The organism is Paracnuella aquatica (assembly GCF_003332885.2).
Taxonomy (GTDB): Bacteria; Bacteroidota; Bacteroidia; order Chitinophagales; family Chitinophagaceae; genus Flavisolibacter; species Flavisolibacter aquaticus.
This window is the reverse complement of record NZ_QOWJ01000011.1, coordinates 1-21619: the sequence shown is the minus strand read 5'-3', so window position 1 is coordinate 21619 and position 21619 is coordinate 1. Positions and strand designations below refer to the sequence as shown.

Annotated in this window: 16 protein-coding genes; 9 read left to right on the top strand and 7 right to left on the bottom strand. The window is 51.4% G+C overall.

Annotated features, from left to right (window positions below):
- Nucleotides 1-2 precede the first annotated feature (2 nt).
- A complete protein-coding gene (locus tag DRJ53_RS14850) occupies nucleotides 3-1364 on the bottom strand; it encodes a choice-of-anchor Q domain-containing protein (protein WP_114236445.1) in 1362 nt (453 codons plus the stop codon).
- Between the two features lie 183 nt (nucleotides 1365-1547).
- Here DRJ53_RS14850 and DRJ53_RS14845 point away from each other — a divergent pair, with 183 nt between their 5' ends.
- The 4 genes from DRJ53_RS14845 to DRJ53_RS14825 all read left to right on the top strand — a co-directional run bounded on the left by DRJ53_RS14845 (nucleotide 1548) and on the right by DRJ53_RS14825 (nucleotide 5977).
- Nucleotides 1548-2063: a glutathione peroxidase gene (locus DRJ53_RS14845; RefSeq protein WP_175580759.1), complete on the top strand. Its 516-nt coding sequence runs from the start codon at nucleotides 1548-1550 to the stop codon at nucleotides 2061-2063.
- 176 nt (nucleotides 2064-2239) lie between these two features.
- The gene (locus DRJ53_RS14840; RefSeq protein ID WP_114236444.1) at nucleotides 2240-3463 is read left to right on the top strand and encodes a DNA polymerase III subunit; all 1224 of its coding nucleotides are present in this window, start codon (nucleotides 2240-2242) and stop codon (nucleotides 3461-3463) included.
- A 678-nt stretch (nucleotides 3464-4141) separates the two neighbouring features.
- A complete protein-coding gene (locus DRJ53_RS14830; protein WP_114236442.1) occupies nucleotides 4142-5650 on the top strand; it encodes a PSP1 domain-containing protein in 1509 nt (502 codons plus the stop codon).
- Nucleotides 5651-5791: 141 nt separating this feature from the next.
- On the top strand, nucleotides 5792-5977 hold the full coding sequence (locus DRJ53_RS14825; protein WP_114236441.1) for a Thivi_2564 family membrane protein: 186 nt from the start codon (nucleotides 5792-5794) through the stop codon (nucleotides 5975-5977).
- 220 nt (nucleotides 5978-6197) lie between these two features.
- On the opposite strand, the gene DRJ53_RS14820 is transcribed toward DRJ53_RS14825, so the two are convergent.
- The 5 genes from DRJ53_RS14820 to DRJ53_RS14800 all read right to left on the bottom strand — a co-directional run bounded on the left by DRJ53_RS14820 (nucleotide 6198) and on the right by DRJ53_RS14800 (nucleotide 13458).
- Nucleotides 6198-9128 carry a serine hydrolase domain-containing protein gene (locus DRJ53_RS14820; protein ID WP_114236440.1) on the bottom strand — a complete coding sequence of 977 codons (2931 nt, stop codon included), beginning with the start codon at nucleotides 9126-9128 and terminating at the stop codon, nucleotides 6198-6200.
- Nucleotides 9129-9287: 159 nt separating this feature from the next.
- Nucleotides 9288-9824 carry a rod shape-determining protein MreD gene (locus DRJ53_RS14815; RefSeq protein ID WP_114236439.1) on the bottom strand — a complete coding sequence of 179 codons (537 nt, stop codon included), beginning with the start codon at nucleotides 9822-9824 and terminating at the stop codon, nucleotides 9288-9290.
- 162 nt (nucleotides 9825-9986) lie between these two features.
- Entirely contained in the window at nucleotides 9987-10856 is an 870-nt protein-coding gene (gene mreC / locus DRJ53_RS14810) for a rod shape-determining protein MreC (protein WP_114236438.1), read from the bottom strand.
- 97 nt (nucleotides 10857-10953) lie between these two features.
- The gene (locus DRJ53_RS14805) at nucleotides 10954-11979 is read right to left on the bottom strand and encodes a rod shape-determining protein (RefSeq protein ID WP_114236550.1); all 1026 of its coding nucleotides are present in this window, start codon (nucleotides 11977-11979) and stop codon (nucleotides 10954-10956) included.
- A gap of 870 nt (nucleotides 11980-12849) precedes the next feature.
- Nucleotides 12850-13458, bottom strand: coding sequence for a hypothetical protein (locus DRJ53_RS14800; protein WP_114236437.1), 609 nt, complete (start codon nucleotides 13456-13458; stop codon nucleotides 12850-12852).
- Between the two features lie 165 nt (nucleotides 13459-13623).
- Between DRJ53_RS14800 and mutL the strand changes: the two genes are divergently transcribed.
- The 4 genes from mutL to DRJ53_RS14780 all read left to right on the top strand — a co-directional run bounded on the left by mutL (nucleotide 13624) and on the right by DRJ53_RS14780 (nucleotide 18937).
- Entirely contained in the window at nucleotides 13624-15516 is a 1893-nt protein-coding gene (gene mutL / locus DRJ53_RS14795) for a DNA mismatch repair endonuclease MutL (RefSeq protein WP_114236549.1), read from the top strand.
- A gap of 71 nt (nucleotides 15517-15587) precedes the next feature.
- Nucleotides 15588-16067 (top strand): DUF416 family protein, encoded by a 480-nt coding sequence (locus DRJ53_RS14790; protein ID WP_114236436.1) that lies wholly within the window; start codon nucleotides 15588-15590, stop codon nucleotides 16065-16067.
- 421 nt (nucleotides 16068-16488) lie between these two features.
- A complete protein-coding gene (locus tag DRJ53_RS14785; RefSeq protein WP_114236435.1) occupies nucleotides 16489-17595 on the top strand; it encodes a Gfo/Idh/MocA family protein in 1107 nt (368 codons plus the stop codon).
- A 406-nt stretch (nucleotides 17596-18001) separates the two neighbouring features.
- Complete coding sequence (locus DRJ53_RS14780) at nucleotides 18002-18937, top strand: 3-keto-disaccharide hydrolase (RefSeq protein WP_114236434.1); 936 nt, start codon at nucleotides 18002-18004, stop codon at nucleotides 18935-18937.
- 69 nt (nucleotides 18938-19006) lie between these two features.
- Here the strand turns inward: DRJ53_RS14780 and DRJ53_RS14775 are convergent, their stop codons facing one another.
- On the bottom strand, nucleotides 19007-19906 hold the full coding sequence (locus tag DRJ53_RS14775; protein ID WP_114236433.1) for an aromatic alcohol reductase: 900 nt from the start codon (nucleotides 19904-19906) through the stop codon (nucleotides 19007-19009).
- A 454-nt stretch (nucleotides 19907-20360) separates the two neighbouring features.
- Here DRJ53_RS14775 and DRJ53_RS14765 point away from each other — a divergent pair, with 454 nt between their 5' ends.
- Nucleotides 20361-21380 (top strand): AAA family ATPase, encoded by a 1020-nt coding sequence (locus DRJ53_RS14765; RefSeq protein WP_206609799.1) that lies wholly within the window; start codon nucleotides 20361-20363, stop codon nucleotides 21378-21380.
- Nucleotides 21381-21619 lie beyond the last annotated feature (239 nt).

Here is a 21619-nt window from a genome sequence, read left to right as displayed (position 1 = left end):
ACCTACTCCTCATATGCCCCCAAATCGGGCAGGCCATTTGGGCGTTGTTTGCCATCCAGGTCTTTATCAATAAAAGAAGCTTTTCCTTTATCAATGGCTGATGAAGTGGCCTGCAGTCTAAAATCAAAGGACCCATTTTCTGTGCTCCGGAACTGTGGATCTTCATCAAAAACATTATTTGCAGTTGCCGCAGTTGGAACGGCATTCACCTTCCATAAAACATGATCGAACTGCGCTGAAAATGCAAGTCCGGGTTGGGGCAATAGGAACACTTCATCAGATAGTTCCGGTGCCGCTCCCCAGATAATACAATTGCGGAATACCGCAGACAGCGGCACACCAACCGGCGTGCCGTTTACCGACACCACATTGCCCGCCTGCACCAGCGGCTCTTTGCGCAGCAGGTAGCGGGTGTTGTATCCCACAATGGTGCAATGATCAAACGCATACTGCCCACCCGCCATTACCACGCCTTTGCTGCAGTTGCTGATCAACACATTGCTTGCCGTAAGCGATGCATCCTGTCCCGAAATACCGGCATCAAAAGCGCCTTCAATGATGGTTTCCGAAAGGTTCAATTGCGCTGCTCTTTCGAGCACTATGCCCCCGTAGGCATTTTTTATCTGGGCAAATGCAACGCGGTTGCGCCTGCTGCCCGCCGCAAAGCGGATGCCCGGCCACGAGCCCGGATGATTGCGGTACGGTTCGTCGAGACGGCTGCCGCTAAAATAAACGCGGTTGGCACTATCCGCAGCGCCCTGCACTACAAGCGTACCGGCAATAATAATGGGTGCAGTATTGTGTACAAATATTCTGGTGCCCTGTTCAATGGTAAGTGTGGCGCCGGCAGCCACCCGCAGTTCGCCCAGCACCACGTAAGGCAGATCCTTGTTCCATATTTCATGGGTGGTAATGGTGCGCCGGTTAATGAAGCGTGCATTTTGCCCATATGCCTGCAGTTGCACCACTTCGCGGTTGCCGTTGTAATTGATCTCAACAGAGTCGGCTACTACAAAAGGTTGCGCCGCGGCCGAAGGATCCACATTTACCGACACAAAAACATAGGCACTATCACCGGCCGGCACATCCACACCGCTGATCACTGCGCCGGGCTCGCCGTTTACATTTAATGAAAACGGCGAAGCGGCACCACCACCCATGCGGATGGATTGAATGCGGATGCCTTTGCTGTTATTGTTGAATATTTTAAAAGAACGCACCGTGGAGCCGGCACTGGAAAACACGGTGTCAAAATGCAGGGTATCGGCAAGCAGGGAAAGCCGGGAAGCGGCATCGGTGGTAAATGATTCTTTTTGGCAGGACCATAATAATGCAGCGATGGCGCAAAGGACAAGGATTCTCACCGCATAAAGCTAAGGAGAAAAAGAACATTGCCTTGAAGCCCACGCAAACGGTTGTTTTGAAACAATCCGGTACCCATTTCAATGCAACCCCCGGCTTTTGCTGATCGTCTGAAAACTGTTGTCAATCTTGCGCCAACTTCTGTAGCTTTACTTTGTTATTACACCACTACAACACAACACATCATGAAAACAATATTATTGGCTATGACCTTGGCTGCTTTTTCGATGGCGGTTTCTATTTACGACTTTAAAGTGCCCGGACTGGAAGGCAACCAGATTGATTTTTCGAAATACAAGGGTAAAAAAATCCTGATCGTGAACACGGCCTCCAAATGCGGCCTTACGCCCCAGTACAAAGACCTAGAAGAATTGCATAAAAAATATAAAGACAAACTGGTGATCGTGGGTTTCCCCGCTAACAACTTTGCCGGACAAGAGCCCGGTTCCAACACCGAGATCAGCGAGTTTTGCAAACGCAACTACGGCGTTACGTTTACCATGGCCGAAAAGGTTTCGGTTAAAGGCGAAGACATTCACCCGCTGTTTAAATACCTGACCGGCGAAGCGGCCCGCATGGGTGTGGAAGATCCCATCAAATGGAACTTCACCAAGTTTTTGCTCGATGAAAAAGGCAAACTCATTGCCGTGATCCCCAGCAAAACCAGCCCGCTGAGCGAAGAGTTGACCAGCAAATTATAGAACCCGGATTTTGGGGATTGGAAGGGATTAACGAGGAAAAATTAATGACCGTTATCTCCCGCCCAATCCGTTTCATCCCATAAATCATAGTTCTCCTCGTTCTCACTACTTTTGAGCCGCCTTTGGGCGGCTTTTCTTTTTCAATCCCTTTTAATCCTGTAAATCTTAGTTCCCGGATGCTGTTTTCTGATGTTATTGGCCAACAAGAAGTAAAGGGGCACCTCGTTGAGATGGTGCAGCACAACCGCCTGAGCCATGCCCTGCTGTTTTTGGGCAAAGAAGGCAGCGGTGCCCTGCCCCTTGCCCTTGCTTTTGCCCAATACATTTCATCCCTGCCGCAGCAAAAAGGCCATTCTGCCGAAGCTTCGCTTTTTGGCGAAGCCACGCCGCCACCCGCACTGCCGTCCACACCGGACGAGGCCGATAGCTGGACGAGCCAGCAATCTTCGTTTTCCAAGGGGCAGCAGATGGTGCACCCAGATATTCATTATGCCTACCCGGTGATCACTAAAAAGGCGGGCACGCCGCCGCTCAGTACCGATTACATCACCGAATGGCGGGAGTTTGTACAGCAATATCCATATGGCAACGTGTACGACTGGCTGCAGTTCATCAACGCCGAAAACAAACAAGGCAACATTACCGCCGCCGAATGCAACGACATTATTCGGAAATTGAACCTGAAAAGCTTTGAAAGCGGCTACAAAGTGCTGGTGCTGTGGATGCCCGAATACCTGGGCAAAGAAGGCAATAAACTGCTGAAACTAATTGAGGAGCCGCCTGCCGATACGTTGTTCATTTTGGTGGCGGAAAGCGAGTCCGCTATTTTATCGACCATACTTTCGCGGTGCCAGCTGGTAAAAGTGCCGGCCTTAAACCCGGCTGATGTGGCCGCTGCCCTGCAACGCCGCAACGGTACGCCGGCCGATGCCGCCCAACGTATTGCCGGCCTTTCGGAGGGCAACTACCGCGAGGCGCTACACCTGCTGCAACACGCCGATGAGGATTTTTCGGCGCTGCTGCGCGACTGGCTGAATGCCACGGTAAAATACCAGCCGCAGGCGCAGCTCAAATGTATTGACGACCTGGCCCGAATGGGCCGCGAAAACGGCAAACAGTTCCTCCGCTTTTTCCAGCACCTGCTGGAACTGGCCTTGCGCCTTAAGGTTTTGGAAGAGGCCGGCATGGGCCATCACCTGCAGGGCCTGCCGCAAAACGAACTGGATTTTGCGCAGCGCCTCAATAAAATCTGCACCGTGGAGCAGCAGGGCGAAATCAGCCGCGAACTGGATGACGCCGCCTATTACATTGAGCGGAACGCCAATGCCAAGATGCTGTTTCACGCCCTCACCATTAAGTTGTTTTACATCATCCGGAACAATGCGGTAGTGGAAATATGAGTCCGAAGTCGGAAGTCCGGAGTCGGGAGATAGGGGCGGCATTGACAGTTGTACTATTATTGGAATGAAAGGTTAGAGCCAAGGAAATTATTTTCTGCCAGCCCTCCTATTTGTTTGCAGGCTCCCGGCCTTGTCATCCTGAGCGCAGCGAAGGACCTGAGCTGGTGACCGAAAAAAAGAGCAATAGGAGCAGACATTTGTTTCCACACTCCCTTTGGCGCTTACTCAGATCCTTCGCTGCGCTCAGGATGACAAAAAACCCTGATATAATAGCAAGGTCCAAGACTAAGCAAAACCATTTCCTTACCCCCGCTACCTCACTTTAAATCAACATTTTAAAAAACCCATCTTCCGACTTCGGACCTCCGACTTCCGACTTCTCACATTCCCATTGCCCCTTTCCAAAAAAAATTATATTTGCAACACACCGCCCCGCGGTGCCCGAAATATAAATCGGTGCGAAAGGATTGTGAAGATGTGTTTGTAAAAGCTTTTGCTTTCTCTATATACATGCTGCCTGTGCGCAGGCAGTTGTTTTCAGAATGGCTGTATTCCCTTGCCGGCAGGCTGCCCTGTGCATGCCGCCTACGGGGCGCAGTATTCAAAAGTGGGTACACATAGCTTCCTATTTCTTTACCGCACCACATCATTAACCTTTAAAATTGGTACTTACCATATATGGGATGTGGATCTTGTGGAACGGGGAAACCCAACGGCTGCAAAAGCAATGGCGGATGCAGCACCGGCGGGTGCAACCGGATGAACACATACGACTGGCTTGTCAACCTGCCGATTAGCGATGCCGACGTGGCCTGCCGCGTGGTGGAAGTTAGCTTCAACCAAGGCAGCCGCAAAGACTTTTACCGAAACAGCACCCTGCAGCAATTTGAAAAAGGCGACCTCATCGCCGTTGAAGGTGTGGCTGGTTTCGACGTAGGCGAAGTATCGCTAACCGGCGAGATTGTGCGGATACAACTCAAGAAAAAAGGGGTGGACGAACAGCATCCCGAAATGAAGCGCATCCTGCGCCGCGCCACCGACCGCGACCTGGAGCTGCTGCGCCAGAATAAGGCCCGCGAGCCGGAAGCCATTATCCGCAGCCGCGCCATTGCCCGCCAGTTGCGCCTCAACATGAAGATCAGCGAGGTGGAAATACAGGCCGACGGTAAAAAAGCAACCTTCTTTTACATCGCCGACGACCGCGTGGATTTTCGCGAACTCATCAAAGTATACGCATCGGAGTTTAAGGTAAAAGTGGAAATGCGCCAGATCGGTGCCCGGCAGGAAAGCGCCAAAGTTGGCGGCATCGGCTCCTGCGGCCGCGAGCTGTGCTGCGCCACCTGGCTTACCGATTTTAAGTCGGTAAACACCGCCGCCGCCCGCTACCAAAACCTGTCCATCAACCAAACCAAATTGAGCGGCCAGTGCGGACGCCTCAAATGCTGCCTCAACTACGAGTTGGATACCTACCTCGATGCGCTGCAGGGTTTTCCGGAAAACGCCGATATGCTGCAGGTGGCAGCCGGTACGGCCACACTTATTAAAAAAGATATTTTCAAAAACCTGATGTGGTATGTGCTGCCCAACAGCAACAAGCAATACCCCGTTACCATCGAAAGGGTACGGAAAATCAGGTCGCTGAACATGCGCAACGAAGTGCCCGAAGAGCTGGAAGCCGTAGAAGTGGTTTCGGGTAAACCCAAAGAAGCCGAACCCGAGTTTGTGGATGTAGTGGGCCAGATCAGCCTGCGCAGCTTGGAAAAAGCCGATAAAAAACGCAAGCAGCAACGCCACTCCGACCGGCAGGGCCAGCAACAGCGCCAGGGCGGCGGCCAGCAACGGCCCGTACAACGCCCCGAACGCCGGAACGAAGGCGGTCCCACGCCTGATAAACCACAAGCCACCCGCCCGCCGCAACGCGAAAAAGGAGCCCAGCAGGGCCAAAAGCCACAAGGTCAGCAGTACACGCCACGGCCACAAGGACAGCAGGGGGGCCAAAAGCAACTGCCCCCGCAAGGTCCCAAACCCGGTGGGCCACAAGGCAACCAGGGCGGCGGACAGCGCAGGGACAATCGACCGCCACGGCCCGGAGGTCAAGGTGGCGGCGGGCAGCAGCAACGCCCACCCCGCGAACCGCGACCACCGCAAGGCAACAAGCCGCCCGAGTCGCCGGAAAAAGGGTCCTGATAAAAATGTTTTGGAAAAGGCTAACGGTTATGCCGTCAGCCTTTTTTGTTGCCCAAAAATGCGGCAACATTGGGGCGGCCCGCTTAGCATTCCTTTTGCATAGGTGCTGGCGAACCATTTTAAACCTAAAAAATAAAATTTATGACCCTGGTAAACGTAGTCATCATCCTGATTATTGTAGGCGTGGTGCTTTGGCTCATCAACCGATTTATCCCGATGGATTACAAGATCAAGCAAATCCTGAATATAGTAGTGGTAATTGCCGTGGTGCTGTGGCTGCTGCGGGCCTTTGGCCTGTGGGGAGGTGGCGGCATCAATCTGGATTAAATGCTATTGCAGTTATTCTCTTTTACCCAGCTACTTTTAACGTTGTCGTTCCGCTTAATGCGGCGATACCGTTAGTTATCGGTGCCGTAAAGAAGTATGTATTTGGAACAGCCAAAAGTGCTTGTTATGTGTAAGCCTTTGGCGGGCCAATAAGGGACTAACAAACATACAAAAGCCCGTGGCCATGGCTACGGGCTTTTTCTATAAATTTTGCTTGCATTTACTGCATCACAGCAGCGGCCTGCATCGGCACCGGTGTAGGAGTTTGTTCGTACTGCAATGCCCGGTAAATGGCATCCATTATTTTTCCGCGGATGCTCAGTTGCGACAGCAAATTATTATCCCGCGTGTTATACACCCGATTGCTTAAAAACACATACACCAACTCCGATGCCGGATCCACCCACACACAGGTGCCGGTAAAGCCGGTGTGGCCGTAGGTTTTGGGCGATGCAAACTGCGATGGATAGGGCTCTTTGCGCACTGCGTTGTCTTTTTCGGGTTTGTCAAAACCAAGCCCACGGCGGCTGATGTTGCTGTGGTAATCGGTAAAATATGCAATGGTTTCGGGCTTAAAATATCGTTTGCCATTCCACTCGCCGCCCTGCAGCAGCATTTGGTATAGCACGCCTAAATCGTAGGCATTGGAAAAAAGGCCCGCATGCCCCGAGATGCCGCCAAACAGCGCAGCGCCTTCGTCGTGCACGGTGCCACGGAGCATCTGGCGCCGAAACCATTTTTCATTTTCAGTGGGCACTACCCGCTCCACGCCAAAGCGTTCGCCGGCACGGAAGCCCGTAGTGGCCAGGCCCATTGGTTTGTAAAAAGTGTAATACGTGTACTGGTCCAGTCGCTGGCCGCTAACGGCTTCTACAATTTTGCCCAGTAAAATAAAATCGTTGTCGCTGTACACATATTTACCCGGTGCGCCCAATTTGCTTTGCATGATGCGCAGCAGCATCGTATCGTTCCAATCGCTGCGCAGGTACAGGTTGCGGGCCACCGGAATATTGTATCCCGGCTCCAGCGCGGTGCGGTACAGCGAGTCGGCGGGCTTCCCCGATTTATCAATAGTTTCTTTATAAAAAGAAATAAACGGGTTGAGACCGGCCTGGTGCAGCAGCACATCTTTCAGTGTAAGTGCAGCTTTATCGGTGCCTGCGGCAATGGGCAGGTAGTCGCCCAGCGTTTTGTTCAGGTCCAGCTTGCCTTCTTCCCACAGCTTCATCACGGCCAGCGTGGTAGCCGATGTTTTGGTAACCGACGCCACGTCGTAAATGCTTTCAAACAACACAGGCTGCGAGGCTTCGTCAAACTCAAAGCGGCCAAAGGTTTTGTGGTATTTTACCACGCCTTTGTGCAGCGCAATAACCTGTGCGCCGGGATATGCCCTGCGGGCCAAGCCGTCTCGAACAATCGAATCGACCGCCAGCCACTGCGGACCAAAGCCTGCCGAAAAAAGATTGCTCACCGCCAGGCCCGAGCCCGCGCCAAAGTTGCACACCGTTACGGGCAGCTTGCCTTTTGCCGGGAACCGGCCCATCATAAAATCGGCTGCCGCCTCCTGCGAAATGACATCATCCTGGTAGGCGGCTGCCATGTTGCGGGCCGCGCAAAAATTGCGGGCGGCGTAGGCATTGCCAAACAATATCGTTACAGAAGTGGTATCCTTGTTTACCGCATTCCACAATTTCAACGCAGGAGCGCTCAGGCCAAAATTATTGGCGGGCCGCTGGCTGTAATTGTGCACGCCCACCACGATGGCAGCGTATTTAGCCGTGTCGATTTTTGCAAGAATAGCATCGGCCTGTGCGGCGGTGGCTTTGTAGGTTAAGTAAAAAGTATCGGCGCCAAAATCAGCTTGCAGGCGGTTGCCAAATGCGGTGGGTGCAGTGGCGCCCAGGCCCACATACGCGATCTTTTTCTGGCGGTTGAAGCGGGCCAGCGGCAACAGCATATCATCGTTGCGCAGCACGGTAAACGCATTGCGGGCAATGAGTTCGCTGACTTTTGCCGTTTCGCTGTTGAGGTCGGCTACCAGGTTTTCGGTGGCCACCACCTGCGGGCTGTGCAGGCCCAACCGGTATTTGGCTTCCAGCACCCGGTGCACTTTTTCATCGATGTCTTTCCATTTCAGTGTTTTCTTTTTCAGCGCCGCTTCCACGGCTTTGATGGCGGCGGGCACATCGTCGGGCAGGCACAACATATCGTTGCCGGCAAGCAAAGCCTGCACGGCTGCTTCGCCTGCGGGGAAAAATTTGGTTACGCCTTTCATTTCCAGGCCATCGGTAAATACAAGCCCGTCGTAGCCCAGTTCATCGCGCAGGATGCCGTTCACTGCTTTTGCCGAAAGCGAAGTGGGCCGGTTGGCTGTATTGTCAATAGCGGGAATAAACAAGTGGGCAATCATCACACTGCCCACACCAGCCTCCAGCAATTTGCGGAACGGGTAAAGCTCCAGCGAATCGAGCTGCGCCCTTGTTTTATTGATCACCGGCAGGTCGTAATGCGAGTCCACCTCGGTATCTCCATGGCCGGGAAAATGTTTAGCCGTGGCCATAATGCCTGCATCCTGCATGCCCTTCATATAAGCCACACCGTGGCGGGCCACCTGCTCTTTGTTTTCACCAAAAGAACGGAACCCAATCACCGGGTTGTTGGGATTGTTGTTTACGTCCACATCGGGGCCATAGTTTACATGCACGCCCATGCGTTTCATTTGCCGGCCCACGGCCCCACCCATTTGGTAGATGATGGAAGAATCGGTGACCGCACCCATGGTTGACTGGTAGGGAAAACGAGTGATGGAATCGAGGCGCATGGCCAAGCCCCACTCACCATCAATGGTCACCAGCAGCGGCGTTTGCGCCATGGATTGGTAGAGGTTGGTAAGATTAGCCTGCCGCACCGGCCCGCCCTGGAAAAAGCAAAGGGCACCCACATTGTATTGGCGGATCAGGTTTTGTACACCAGCCACATGATCGGCACCCAGGTTGCTGTGCGCCCTGATGACCATGAGCTGCGCAATTTTTTGCTGCGGCGTCAGGGATCGGAAAACAGAATCGACCCAGGCTTTTTGCGCATGGTTTTGCTGCGCCTGGGCAGCACCAATAATCAATAACGAACACAGGGCTCCAAACAAATGCTTCATATCCTATAGGGTGATGTGCAGCACAAGTTAAGGCAAAGCAGGGGTGGATGAAAATTGAGCCCAGTTCCTTTTAACAATTATTGCCGTGCTGCAAACAACCCTTGCCGGCAAATGGCGTAAAGACCAGAAACAGCTGCGGTCTATTTTTAACCATTGCCTTTACGCCGCCGTATTGGTGCGGAACTTGAGCTTGCGGGGAAACAACACTTCGGTGGTAACAATGAGCAGCATGGAAATGGCCGTGGTGGCGCCTACTTTAATGAGCAGGTCAAGCAGCGAGCCGAAATCGAGCCACTCCAAAAAGGTAAGATACAGGTGGTGCAACAGCGTTAGTATAAATGCATACACCATGTACGAGCTCCAGCCCATGGCCCTTGGCGAGGGTTCGCGAAAAGTAAATTCGGTGGCTTCTTTGGGCGACAGCAGCGTGATGATGAATGGCCGCACATACGCAATGAGCAAGCAGGCCGCAGTGTGCAGGCCGGGGGTCATTTTAAAATAATCCAGCGACAAGCCGGTGATAAAACCAAGCGCCAGCAGCGTAAGCCGCGGCGTGGTAAACGGCAGCCACAAAATGAACAGGAAATAAATATAAGGCACCACAAAGCGATGCAGGTTGGGCACTTTGTTCAGGATAAATGCCTGTACAAAAATGAACACAGCGAGGCGAATGATATTTCTGACTAAATCGCTCAAGGTTGTTGACAGTTGATAGTTGGTAGTTGATAGCAGTCGGAAAACGGAAGTCCGCGGTCCGACAACTTTTCTGAAGCGCTAAAATTTTTCTTATTTACCATCTTGCTTTAATGTGTTGCCGACTTCCGTCTTCGGTCATCCGACTTCGGACTGCCGTCTTCCCTATTTCTTCTGCTCCATTTTTTTCCTTGTGTCTTCTTCCAGTTTCAGCTGCTCGGCACGCTGCAGGTTTTCTACTACAAATACCTGTTGCACGGCATTGAAATTAACGGCGGTGCGTACCTGTAAAATATAAAACCCGGAAGCCTTGTCTTCGTCAATTTTAGCAATGCGTCCAATTAAAAAACCCGGAGGATAGTTGTACGAATAAATGGAAGTCAGCACCGAGTCGCCGCGTTTTACTTTTACATCCCTTGATATACCTTTCAGCAGCAGCAACCTGGGATCTTTGGCGTTCCATTCGATGGTGCCAAACACATTGCTGTTTTTTAAGGATGCGGGTACCCGGCTTTGCACATGCAGCAGGCTCATTACCTGGCTAAAGTTGTTGCTGGTGCCCACCACCAGGCCTACCAGTGAGCCGTCGGAGTTGAGCACCGCCATGTTTTCGGCAATGCCTTCTTTGGCACCTCGGTTCAGCTGCAGGTAATTTCGTTCAAAGTTTACCGAGTTGTACACCACCTTAGCGGGGCGCCACAGGTAGCGCCGCACCTGCCGCGTCATATCGGTAATGCGCAAGGTGTCGGCTATCTGGCGTGCCGTTGTATCAACGGGGGTAAAATTGGTGCGCACCAGGTTCAGCAAGGAGTCGTTCACTCGGTGCACCCGCAGGTTTTCCTGCCGTAGGTGAAAATAGTCGTCCACCTTGTCCACCTGTGCATTGACCGAGCCGGTGATTTCGGAAGCCACGCCCATGCCCACTGCCTGGTGAAACCGGTTGTAGGTAAACAACATCCACAAAGCAATACCCTGGAGCACCAGAAAGCTCAGCAGCACAAAGTAGCGGCGAATAAAAAGGAAAATGTTGCGCATGGGAGCAGCTGTTAGCTATTAGCTATCAGCCATTAGCTTTTAACCCAAACCATTTTTGCGGCTCCGGCTAAAAGCTAATCGCTAATGGCCAATAGCTCTATCGCATTACAAAAGGATAGCGTTCGTAGTTTTTGAGGGCCAGGCCGGTACCACGCACCACGCTTTTCAGCGGATCGTCGGCTACATGCACGGGCAGCTTGATCTTTTGGCTTAGGCGCTTATCCAGGCCTTTCAGCAGGGCACCACCGCCGGTGAGGTACAGGCCACGGCGGTAAATATCGGCAGCCAGCTCGGGCGGGGTTTGTTCCAGCGCCTTCAGGATGGCTTCTTCAATTTTAAAGATGCTTTTGTCCAGGGCTTCGGCAATTTCCTGGTAGCCCACAAAGATCTGCTTGGGAATACCGGTCACCAGGTCGCGGCCGTTTACGGGAAGGTCATCGGGTGGGTTGTCAAGGTCTTTAGAGGCGGCACCGATCTGGATCTTGATCTGCTCGGCGGTACGTTCGCCAATCAGCAGCGAGTGGTAGCGGCGCAGGGCTTCCATAATGTCGGCGGTAAATTCGTCGCCGGCAATGCGGATGCTTTGGTCGCAAACGATACCTGCCAGGGCAATTACGGTAATGCCGGTGGTGCCACCGCCAATGTCGATGATCATGTTGCCCACGGGCTCTTCAACATCAATGCCAATACCCAGGGCCGCTGCCATAGGCTCGTGGATGAGGTACACTTCCTTAGCGCCTGCCTGCTCGGCCGAGTCGCGAACGGCCCGCTTTTCCACTTCCGTGATGGAAGAGGGAATGCAGATCATCATGCGCCAGCTGGGCGGGAAAAGGGGTTTCTTCGGGTACACCATCTTGATCATTTCGCGCAGCATCAGTTCGGCTGCGTTGAAATCGGCGATCACCCCGTCTTTCAGGGGGCGGATGGTACGAATGCTTTCATGCGTCTTCTCATGCATCATCAGGGCACGTTTGCCCACGGCCAGTACTTCTTTGGGGTTGTTGCGGTTGAGGGCAACAATCGACGGTTCGTTTACCACTACTTCGTCGTTATGAATGATGAGGGTATTTGCTGTTCCTAGGTCAATCGCTATCTCCTGCGTAAACCAGTTAAAAAGTCCCATGCTGCTCTTTATTGGATTTGGGGGTGTTTTTGATGGAATGTGTGCAAAGTTGCTGGAAATAATCCGAACCGACAAAGTAAAAACTGAGCCTATGTTTTGAGACTTCCGGCCCCGAAAACGGCACCCAAAGCGGATTATTGTGGCACCCGCTATTTATATTTTGGACAAGGCGGGGAAATGGTTTCCAAAACCAGTTTTTCAACAGGCATTTAGGCTAAATGCCATTTTGCCAACGCCTCCCAATCCGCCCCACGCACCAACGTTTGTTGTAAAACATGTCCCGCCACAGCCCATTTGCAGCCTTATTTCCCCACCCTTACCCAGCACAGCACCTGATCCTTTTCAGCCCATTGATTAAAATTGCCGCAGCTTTCCCGCCGGAACCGCCGTCACAACAAGCCCATCCATGCGGGTAAAAATTTTGTTACCGCAACGGGTAGTTTTGGCACGGTAATCGTAAAATATGAGGAAAACAGAAGCGTTTAATAAACCCTTATATAAATGCTGGAGCCCCGCAGATGTGGTGTTTGGTTATGAGGCAGCGGGTTCTGGCAAAAAGCATCAACGATGTAACAGTGCACGATCGGCCCTGTGAAGCTCGGATCGGTGAATTTTGGTGGGTAACGGCACTTGTTGCTAACGTATGATGAACACCAAGGGCGATGAGTTTTTCTCATCGCCCATTCTTTTAACCAGTGATTTGTGGGATTAGCAAGGATTTTTATGATTGGCCGCCGAAGGTTGAAATTGCATTCGTTCTTCTGCATTTGTTCAAATGATCAAGCCTACATCTTGTCTTTTCCCAACCCATAAATCGAAAAAGCTTCACCGCCACACCCCCATCCTTTCAATCCTTCTTAATCATACAAATCACCGGTTCCGTATTTCAATCCGCACATCATGCGGCGCCACTTCATCGCCGCCGAAATAAGGATAGAGCATATAGCCCGCAGCCTTTGGTGTAGTGCTCGTTCGGGGCATGGTACGCACCAGGTCGTTCACCACAAAAACATACTCATTGCCCTGCACGCTGATGGCGCATTGTATCCATGGGCCGATGGGCACGGTGGTCAGTTCCGCCTCCTGCCGCACACCGGCGTTGTACACATAAGCAAACAACCGCAGCGCAGCGCCACTCCAGCGCCAGCCAAAGCGGGCACTGTACTGGTGGTGCTGCGCACCATTGTCGGCAAAGCCATAGAGCTTGTTGATGTCGTACTGGTTTTGCTTGTCCTGCGTGGTGTACACGGCCGAACTATCAAAGCGCACCGAAAAATGCATCGCCGCAGTATCAATCCAGTTTAGCATAGCTCCGTCGCTGCTGTGCTCGCCTTTTTTGATGGTATAAACAGTGGAGGTTGCCGGTGCAACGGTTGTTACCGGCCCGCTTTCATCAGGTGGTGCCGGCAACGGGTCGTTGCCTTTGGAGCAGGCCGTGCAGGCAAAAGCCAGCACGCATGCCAGGAGTATATTTTTCATAGGATAGATATATTGGATAGCGCTGCAAAATTAGGATGAGTGCAGCTTTTGCGCCGCATCCACGCATATCATTTTGCCAGAATATTTAGCCTGTAAGAACATATACTTATGCACACTTATTATCCCCTGCTAATCGCTATTTTTGGCGCTTAAGGAGTGACCAACGTGGCTGATAGAATTTTACTACTACCCGACAATATTGCCAACCAGATAGCCGCCGGCGAAGTGATTCAGCGGCCGGCAAGTGCCGTAAAAGAATTGCTGGAAAATGCCGTGGATGCCGGCGCCACGGAAATAAAACTGCTGGTGGCCGATGCCGGCAAGGCGCTGGTGCAGGTAATAGACAATGGCAGCGGCATGAGCGAAACCGATGCCCGCATGGCCTTTGAACGCCACGCCACTTCCAAAATCCGCAACATCAACGACCTGTTCAGCATCCGCACCATGGGCTTTCGCGGCGAGGCGCTGGCCTCCATTGCGGCCGTGGCGCAGGTAGAGCTGCGTACCCGCCGCAACGAAGATGAAGTGGGCACCTGCCTCGATATGGAAAACAGCCAGGTGGTAAAACAGGGCGCTGTGGCTGCGCCGGTGGGCACTTCCATTGCCATGAAAAACCTGTTTTTCAATGTGCCGGCACGCCGTAATTTTTTAAAAAGCAATACTGCCGAACTGCGCCACATCATCGACGAATTTATGCGGGTGGCGCTGGCGTTTCCGCACCTGTTTTTTTCGATGCACTCCAACGGGCAGCAACTGTTTCACCTCGATGGCGGCTCCCTGAAGCAACGCATTGTGCAACTGCTCGGGGCCCACTACAACCAAAAGCTGGTGGCGGTAAAAGAAGAAACCGACTACCTCAATATTCATGGTTTTGTAGGCAAACCCGATACGGCCAAGAAAACCCGCGGCGACCAGTATTTTTTTGTCAACAACCGGTTTATCCGCAGCGCCTACCTGGCGCATGCCGTGCAGAACGCTTACCAGGAGCTGATCCCGGCCGATACGTTTCCGGCTTATGTGTTGTTTATTGACCTCGACCCGGCGCAAGTGGATGTGAACGTGCACCCCACCAAGCAGGAGATCAAGTTTGAGGATGAAAAGATTGTGTATGCCTTTGTGCAGGCGGCGGTAAAACATGCGCTGGCGCAATTCAGCATTACGCCTACGCTTGATTTTGAACTGGACGCTTCCATACAAGGCCTTGAATCGGTGCAGCAACCTTTTACTGAAGAAAAAGCATCGGCCATCAGTGCGTCGGCCTTGTTCCAAACTTTTTCATCGGGCGGGCAGGCACATAAAATAGAACCCAGCCGGAGCAGCGGCAGCTTTCCTTCGCTCCGCGATTTTAGCAGCAACACAGCGGCAAACAGCGCCGCTCCGCAACACGAGCCTGCAGGTGTGGGCATCACGCCGGATCCCGGCTTCAGCAGCCTGCTCGATGCGGTGCGCAACCATCCGGCACCGGCGCTGCACGATTATGGGGCACAACATACGGCCCCTAAACTGACCCAGCTTTTTAATACCTACATACTGGTGCCGCAGGCGCATAAGTTTTTGCTGGTGCACCAGCAGGCGGCGCATGAACGCATCCTGTACGACCGCATGGCCCAATCCATAGACGGGCGGCCCATTGCGGCACAGCGCAGCCTTTTTCCCACCACCATTGAGCTGGCGCCGGCTGATGCCATTTTGCTGCAGGAGCTGATCCCCGACCTGGCCCATATGGGCTACAGCATTGAGCCTTTTGGCAAAAGTGCATTTGTAATACAGGGCACACCGGCCGATGTGGGCAGCGGCAACGAACGGCAGGTGCTGGAAAAAATACTGGAGCAGTACAAACATTTCAACAGCGAGCTGCGCTTATCGAAACGCGAAATGCTGCTGCGGTCCGTGGCGTGGCAGCAAGCCATTAAAGGTGGTACTGCTTTAACCGAAAGCGAGATGCAAAGCCTGGTGGCCGACTTGTTTGCCTGCGCCACACCCAATGCCACACCATCGGGGCGGCCCACTTATACCGAGTTTAAAAAAGAGTTGCTGGATAAACAGTTTGGCCGGTAAAAAAACTTTGCAAAAACTATTTTATCAAGGGCAAAGCACCACCGCATTTTGTTCTGTAAAAAAATTAAGCAATGAACTTTATTGAATTTGAAGCGGCACTCAACGAACGTGCACAGCAGCTCCCTTACCCCGAACGCATAGCACAAGGGCTGGCCATTTGCAAAAGGTTGTTTCCCCATTATAAAGCGTTTGTCAACGAGTCGGGCTTTGGCAACCCCGATGTGTTGGTGGACAGCATTCGCTATGTTGAATCGGGCAGCCAGGATGCAGATGCTATCTACAACTACCTCGATAACCTGGAAGAAGTTTGTCCTGATACCGAAGACTATGAAGACGCTGAATATGCCCTGAATGCATGCGGTGCTGTAAACGCGTTGCTGCTGCAGGTGGCCGAGCCGGATGAGTGGGAACATTTTGTTGAAATAGCGATGTCGTACTACGATACGGTTGATGCCAAACTGCAGGATGAAAGCGACGAAGAACTGGATGATGAAGCACTTGACGTGCATCCAATGCTGGCAGAAGCAAGGCGGTTTTTGTTACAATCTTAATGCGGTTTCTCAGAATTCATAACAAAAGAAATTAGCGTGTCTCCTAAGTTCATATTACCCTTCGCAGCTTAATTTATTTGCGAGATTTATAGCAATATTTTATTGCTGAATAGCGATCCATAGTTGTTAACTACAGTAGCACCAAAGCATCATCAGGGAACCCACCCGAGATCAGGCTGTCATTGATCTCGGGCCTGCTTTTTTGTTACTTTTTTGCAGGAGCAAAAAAGTAAATCCAGTATTAAGAATCATGCTGTCAATAAGTACAACCCTACATACATTTTTAATTGCACAACAAAGTGCATATTTTAAAATAACCCGGTAGTATTCCCTTCACCAATCAGCCCACCAAACAGCACTGCTTCGCCTCCAACAGCATTTGCGTAAATTGCTCCTTCCTTTAACCACAAAACCAAACCTCATGGCATCAACCCTTATTACCCGCCGCAAACTCATACAAACACTATCCATGAGCGGTGCAGCCCTGTTGCTGTCGCCATCGGGCCTGCTGGCCGCCTGCAACACGCAAAAGCGCGGGCTGGGCGTGGCACTTGTAGGCCTGGGTTATTACAGCACCGACCTGCTGGCACCCGCGCTCCAACTCACCAAACATTGCCATCTTGCCGGCATCGTTACGGGCTCGCCGGATAAAGCCGAAGCATGGAAGCGCAAGTACAACATCCCCGATAAAAACATTTACAATTACAGCAACTTCGACAGCATTGCCAACAACAAGGACATTGACGTGGTGTACGTGGTGCTGCCGCCATCGATGCACCACGAATACGTGATTCGTGCAGCCAATGCCGGCAAGCATGTGTGGTGCGAAAAGCCCATGGCCATGACGGCAAAAGAATGCACCGAAATGATCGAGGCCTGTAAGAAAAATAAAAAGTCGCTGGCCATTGGCTACCGCCTGCAACACGAGCCTACCACGCAGGCATACCGCCGCATCATCAATACAGGACAACTGGGCAAGATTCAAAAAGTAGACTGCGCCGCGGGTTACCGCGATGGCCGCACCGACCATTGGAAACAAAAAAAAGAACTGGGCGGCGGTGCGCTGTACGATATGGGTGTGTATGCCATCCAGGGTGCCCGCTTTGGTGCCGGCACCGAACCCATTGCAGTGGTATCGGCCAAAACTTCTACAACACGACCGGAGATCTATAAAAACGGACTCGACGAAACCACCGAAGCGGTGCTCGAATTCCCGGGCGGCGTGCTGGCCACCATCAAAACATCGTTTGGTGAAAATGTGAACCACTTGGTGGTAAATGCCGAAAAGGGAACGCTGGAAGTGCGGCCCGTGCAGCAATACAACGGTATACGGGCCAAAAGCCCGCTGGGTGAAATTTACCACGACTATAAAGTGCCGATGCAGCAGGCCATGCAAATGGACGACGATGCACAGGCTATTGCACAAGGCAAACCCATGATGGTGCCGGGTGAGGAAGGCCTGCGGGATATCCACATTGTGGAGGCGATTTATAAATCAGCAGCAAGCGGGCAACGGGTGGTGTTGTAGGGGCTTTTCGTTTACTTTTTTGCGGTTGCATATAGGCTATTGCATTTACTTTTTTGCTCCTGCAAAAAAGTAACAAAAAAGCAGGCCCGAAATCAAATGACAGCCTGATTTCGGGATAACGCCCTGATGGGGCTTTGGTGCTACTGTGTTGAAATGCTTTGGATCGCTATTGAGCAATGATCACCGATTACATTTGACGTGGCTGCACTTTATTTCTAGCTAATAAACAACGGTCGTTTCTACTGAAACGACCGTTGTTTATTTTGTAAATAATGCGCAAACAATTTTAGTGTGTAAGCCATTGCTGTGTGCCACAAATTGAATGGGGCAAAACGAGGTGTACTTATTTGGTGTTGTTTTTCGGTGGGGATAGGGTTAAATTGATCCCTATTCTAAACAGCGCCATATGAACAAGTTCTTTTTCCTGTGCTGCCTCTTGCTTGCCGGCTCCTCGCCTGCATTGGCACAAACACCCACTGATTCCGTTTCTATTGAAGGCCGTTGGGATATTACCATTGATGTAAATGGCAAACCGCAACCTTCCTGGCTGGAGGTGCGCCACTCGGGGCACCGCACCCTGGTGGGCGATTTTGTAGGCATATCGGGCAGTGCACGGCCTATTGCGCAGGTGCATTATGCCGGCGGCAAAGTGCATTTTACCATCCCACCGCAATGGGAAAACGGCGGGGGCAACCTGGAGCTGGAAGGTGCAGTACGGGGTAGCGGCCTGGCCGGCACCATTACGTTCCCCAATGGCAAACAACACAGCTGGACCGCCGAAAAGGCACCGCTGCTGCAACGCAACGGTGCACCCGTTTGGGGCGAACCCATTCAACTATTCAATGGCAGCGACCTTACCGGCTGGCGATCGCTGGGTACGCAAAACCAGTGGCAGGCAAAAGACGGCATTTTGTTCAGCCCCAAATCCGGCGCCAACCTGGCTACCGAAGCGGTGTTCACCGATTTTAAACTCCACATCGAATTTCGATACCCCAAGGGCAGCAACAGCGGCGTATATCTGCGTGGCCGCCACGAAGTACAGATCGAAGACAGCAGGGGCACTAAACCCTGGCCCGGTGGCTTTGGCGCCGTGTATGGTTTTATTGCACCCAGCGAGCAGGCAGCAAAAGCACCCGGCGAATGGCAGACCTACGACATAACGCTGGTAGGCCGCATGCTTACGCTGGTGGCCAACGGGGTAACGGTGATCTGCAACCGCGAAATCCCGGGCATCACCGGTGGTGCGCTGGACAGCAGGGAAGGCGAGCCGGGCCCGCTGTACCTGCAGGGCGATCATGGTGCTATTGAATACCGGAATATTGTACTGACGCCGGCAAAATAAGTTGGAAGGATTGCAATGATGGCCGAAGCCCGGATGCAACCATCCGGCACACCGTTCCATTGTATGGCGCTATGTTACTTTGAGTCCTTTGAGCACTTCTGTTACCGATGTCCACTGCATATCGGGGTAGCGATCATTGTCGAGTGCATGGAACTTTGGCAATCCGGTGTACATGTTGTGGAGATACTGCATGCCCTGCCAGGGCGGAAACACCTCTTTGGGTTGCGGCATGAGTGTTTTGGTAATGGTGATCATCCCTTTTAAAAAACCCAAACCGCCCACCCTAGTTGGCTTAAACTGGTGGCCTGTTGCACGGGATGCTGCAGCGGCTAGCTCACGGCTGCTTACCACGTCGCCGGCTATGCGCAAATAACGTGGTGTATCCTCATCCAACGCCGCCCGGGCGGTAAAGGCCGCCGTGTTGTTGATGGTAGTAAAGTCGAGCGGCTGGTCGGCATTGCCCCAATAAAGCACCCGCTTTAAGCCCGCCTGCACCAGCGGGGCTTCTTTCAGCAACATGTCGGAGAACATGCCGTTGAGCACCGAAGTGGCCCTAATGGGCGCTGCATCAATGCGGCGTGCAAACTCGCGGCGGAGGTCGAGGTTGCGGTTGCTGCCTTCGGGCAGGCGGGTATAATCAATGCTGAAATCGGATGGAATGGCCCGCGGTACGCCTGCATCCACAGCAGCCGTAAGCAAGGCGGTCTGTGCATCTACGATCACCGCACGCAGACCGGACAGCGCAGAAACAACGCAGTGTACGCCACGAAGGGCAGCACGCAATGACGCGGGGTTGTTGTAATCGACCGGCACGGTGTCGGCACCGGGAAAAGAAGCAGTACTGCCCGCTCTTACCAGCGCCCTTGGTGTTGCGCCGAGGCGCACCAGTTCTGCTATGATCCTTCCGCCCAGGTCGCCGTTAGCGCCAGCTACTGCAATGATCCTGTCCCTTACCGCTATTTTTTGCATGCAGCATTATGACAAACAGCGAGGGGAAAAGTTCGGGGTTGGCTATTTTGAGATGGCGTTGGAGTTTATATGGATAGCCATTTTTGTTACTGCCACCGCACATGGTTCGGTAGAACACCAACAATGGAATCAAAAAGCTGAAACCAAAGCACATATTTTATATGGCGCATCGCAGTACTGCTATTTGGCGCATTATTGTGGGTGCAGCCGGCGCACAAGGGCCGGGCGGAACACCAACAAAGGCTAAACTTTCGAATTAGACAAGTGCTGCCGTTTTTTAGGGCAATTGTACTACCTACTTGCAGCTTCACAGTTAGTCCAAGTCTGTTAGAAAAACGGCTCTTAGTTAAGACCAGCAGCTCAGAGATTTGCAACACTACGAATAGCAGGAGACTCCAAATAAAGAAGCTAAATATCGGTTTTACCTTAAGCTCAAATTCTGTAAATTCAACTGGTGCCAAAATTAACTTATTTTGGCCCTTTATTCCAATTAATGGCGGCAGCAGATCAAATAAAGACTTTAATCAAATCATTTGCTGAAGATGATGAGGACCGGTTCTACGCAACTGCTATGCAAATTGCTGCGGCAGAAGCTAGGAAAGGAAACGAAGCGTTGGCAAATGAACTCAAAAAGCTGATTGATAAGTCAAAAGTTAGTAGAAGGGGGGCGCAGGCGATAATAAAATCTATTCCAGTAAATACAGCCCAAAAGGAATTAAATGATTTACTTGAATTAATTCATCCCAAAGAAAGGATGAAAGATATGGTTCTTGATTCTAACTTGAAAAAAGCTATCAATAGAACATTAGATGAACAGAGAAAATTAGAACTTCTAAAACAACATAATCATACACCTAGAAAGAAGCTTCTTTTTGTTGGACCGCCAGGTTGCGGCAAGACAATGTCAGCAAGGGTTATAGCAAGCGAATTAGCATTACCTCTATTTGTTATTCGCTTGGATGGATTGATAAGTAGGTATATGGGTGAATCTATAGCGAAGCTTAAATTGATATTTGATGCTATGCATCAATTTAGAGCTGTTTATCTTTTTGATGAATTCGATAGTATAGGTTCAAACCGCAACTATTCAAACGATGTCGGTGAGATTAAACGAGTCTTGAACACATTTTTGCTTCAAATAGAGAAAGATGATTCTAATAGTTTGGTAGTTGCTGCAACTAACCTTCCTGATACGCTTGATAAAGCATTGTTCAGACGATTTGATGATATAATTCAATTCACTCTACCGTCAAAAGACGAAATTTTTAAATTGTTTAAACTTGATCTTGAAGATTTCAGTCTCGCAGGTCGTTTTGATTTAAAAAAAGCAGCTCAAGAATCGATTGGTTTAAGTTTTGCTGATGTTCATAAAATATGCCAGGATATAGAAAAGGACTTGCTTGTTTATGGAGCAGAGGAGATTTCACAAGAAAGATTAATTAGTTATATTCACCACCGAAAAAAACCATTCTAACTGACATTAAATGCCTATCAACTTCAGGGATCACATTGCTATCACCGGTCGCACCGAATCACTTTCATATACAAGTAATCAAACTGGACGATCTAAAATCATACCTAGAGGTGGCCTAGACAGAAGAATGTATGTCGTCAAAAGAAAGTGGACTAGTTCTTAGAGAGGGTTTTGCTGGGTTAAGTTCGTGATTTTTGTTTGATTTTTAGTATGTCGTTGGTGAAAAAGATGCCTCCGGC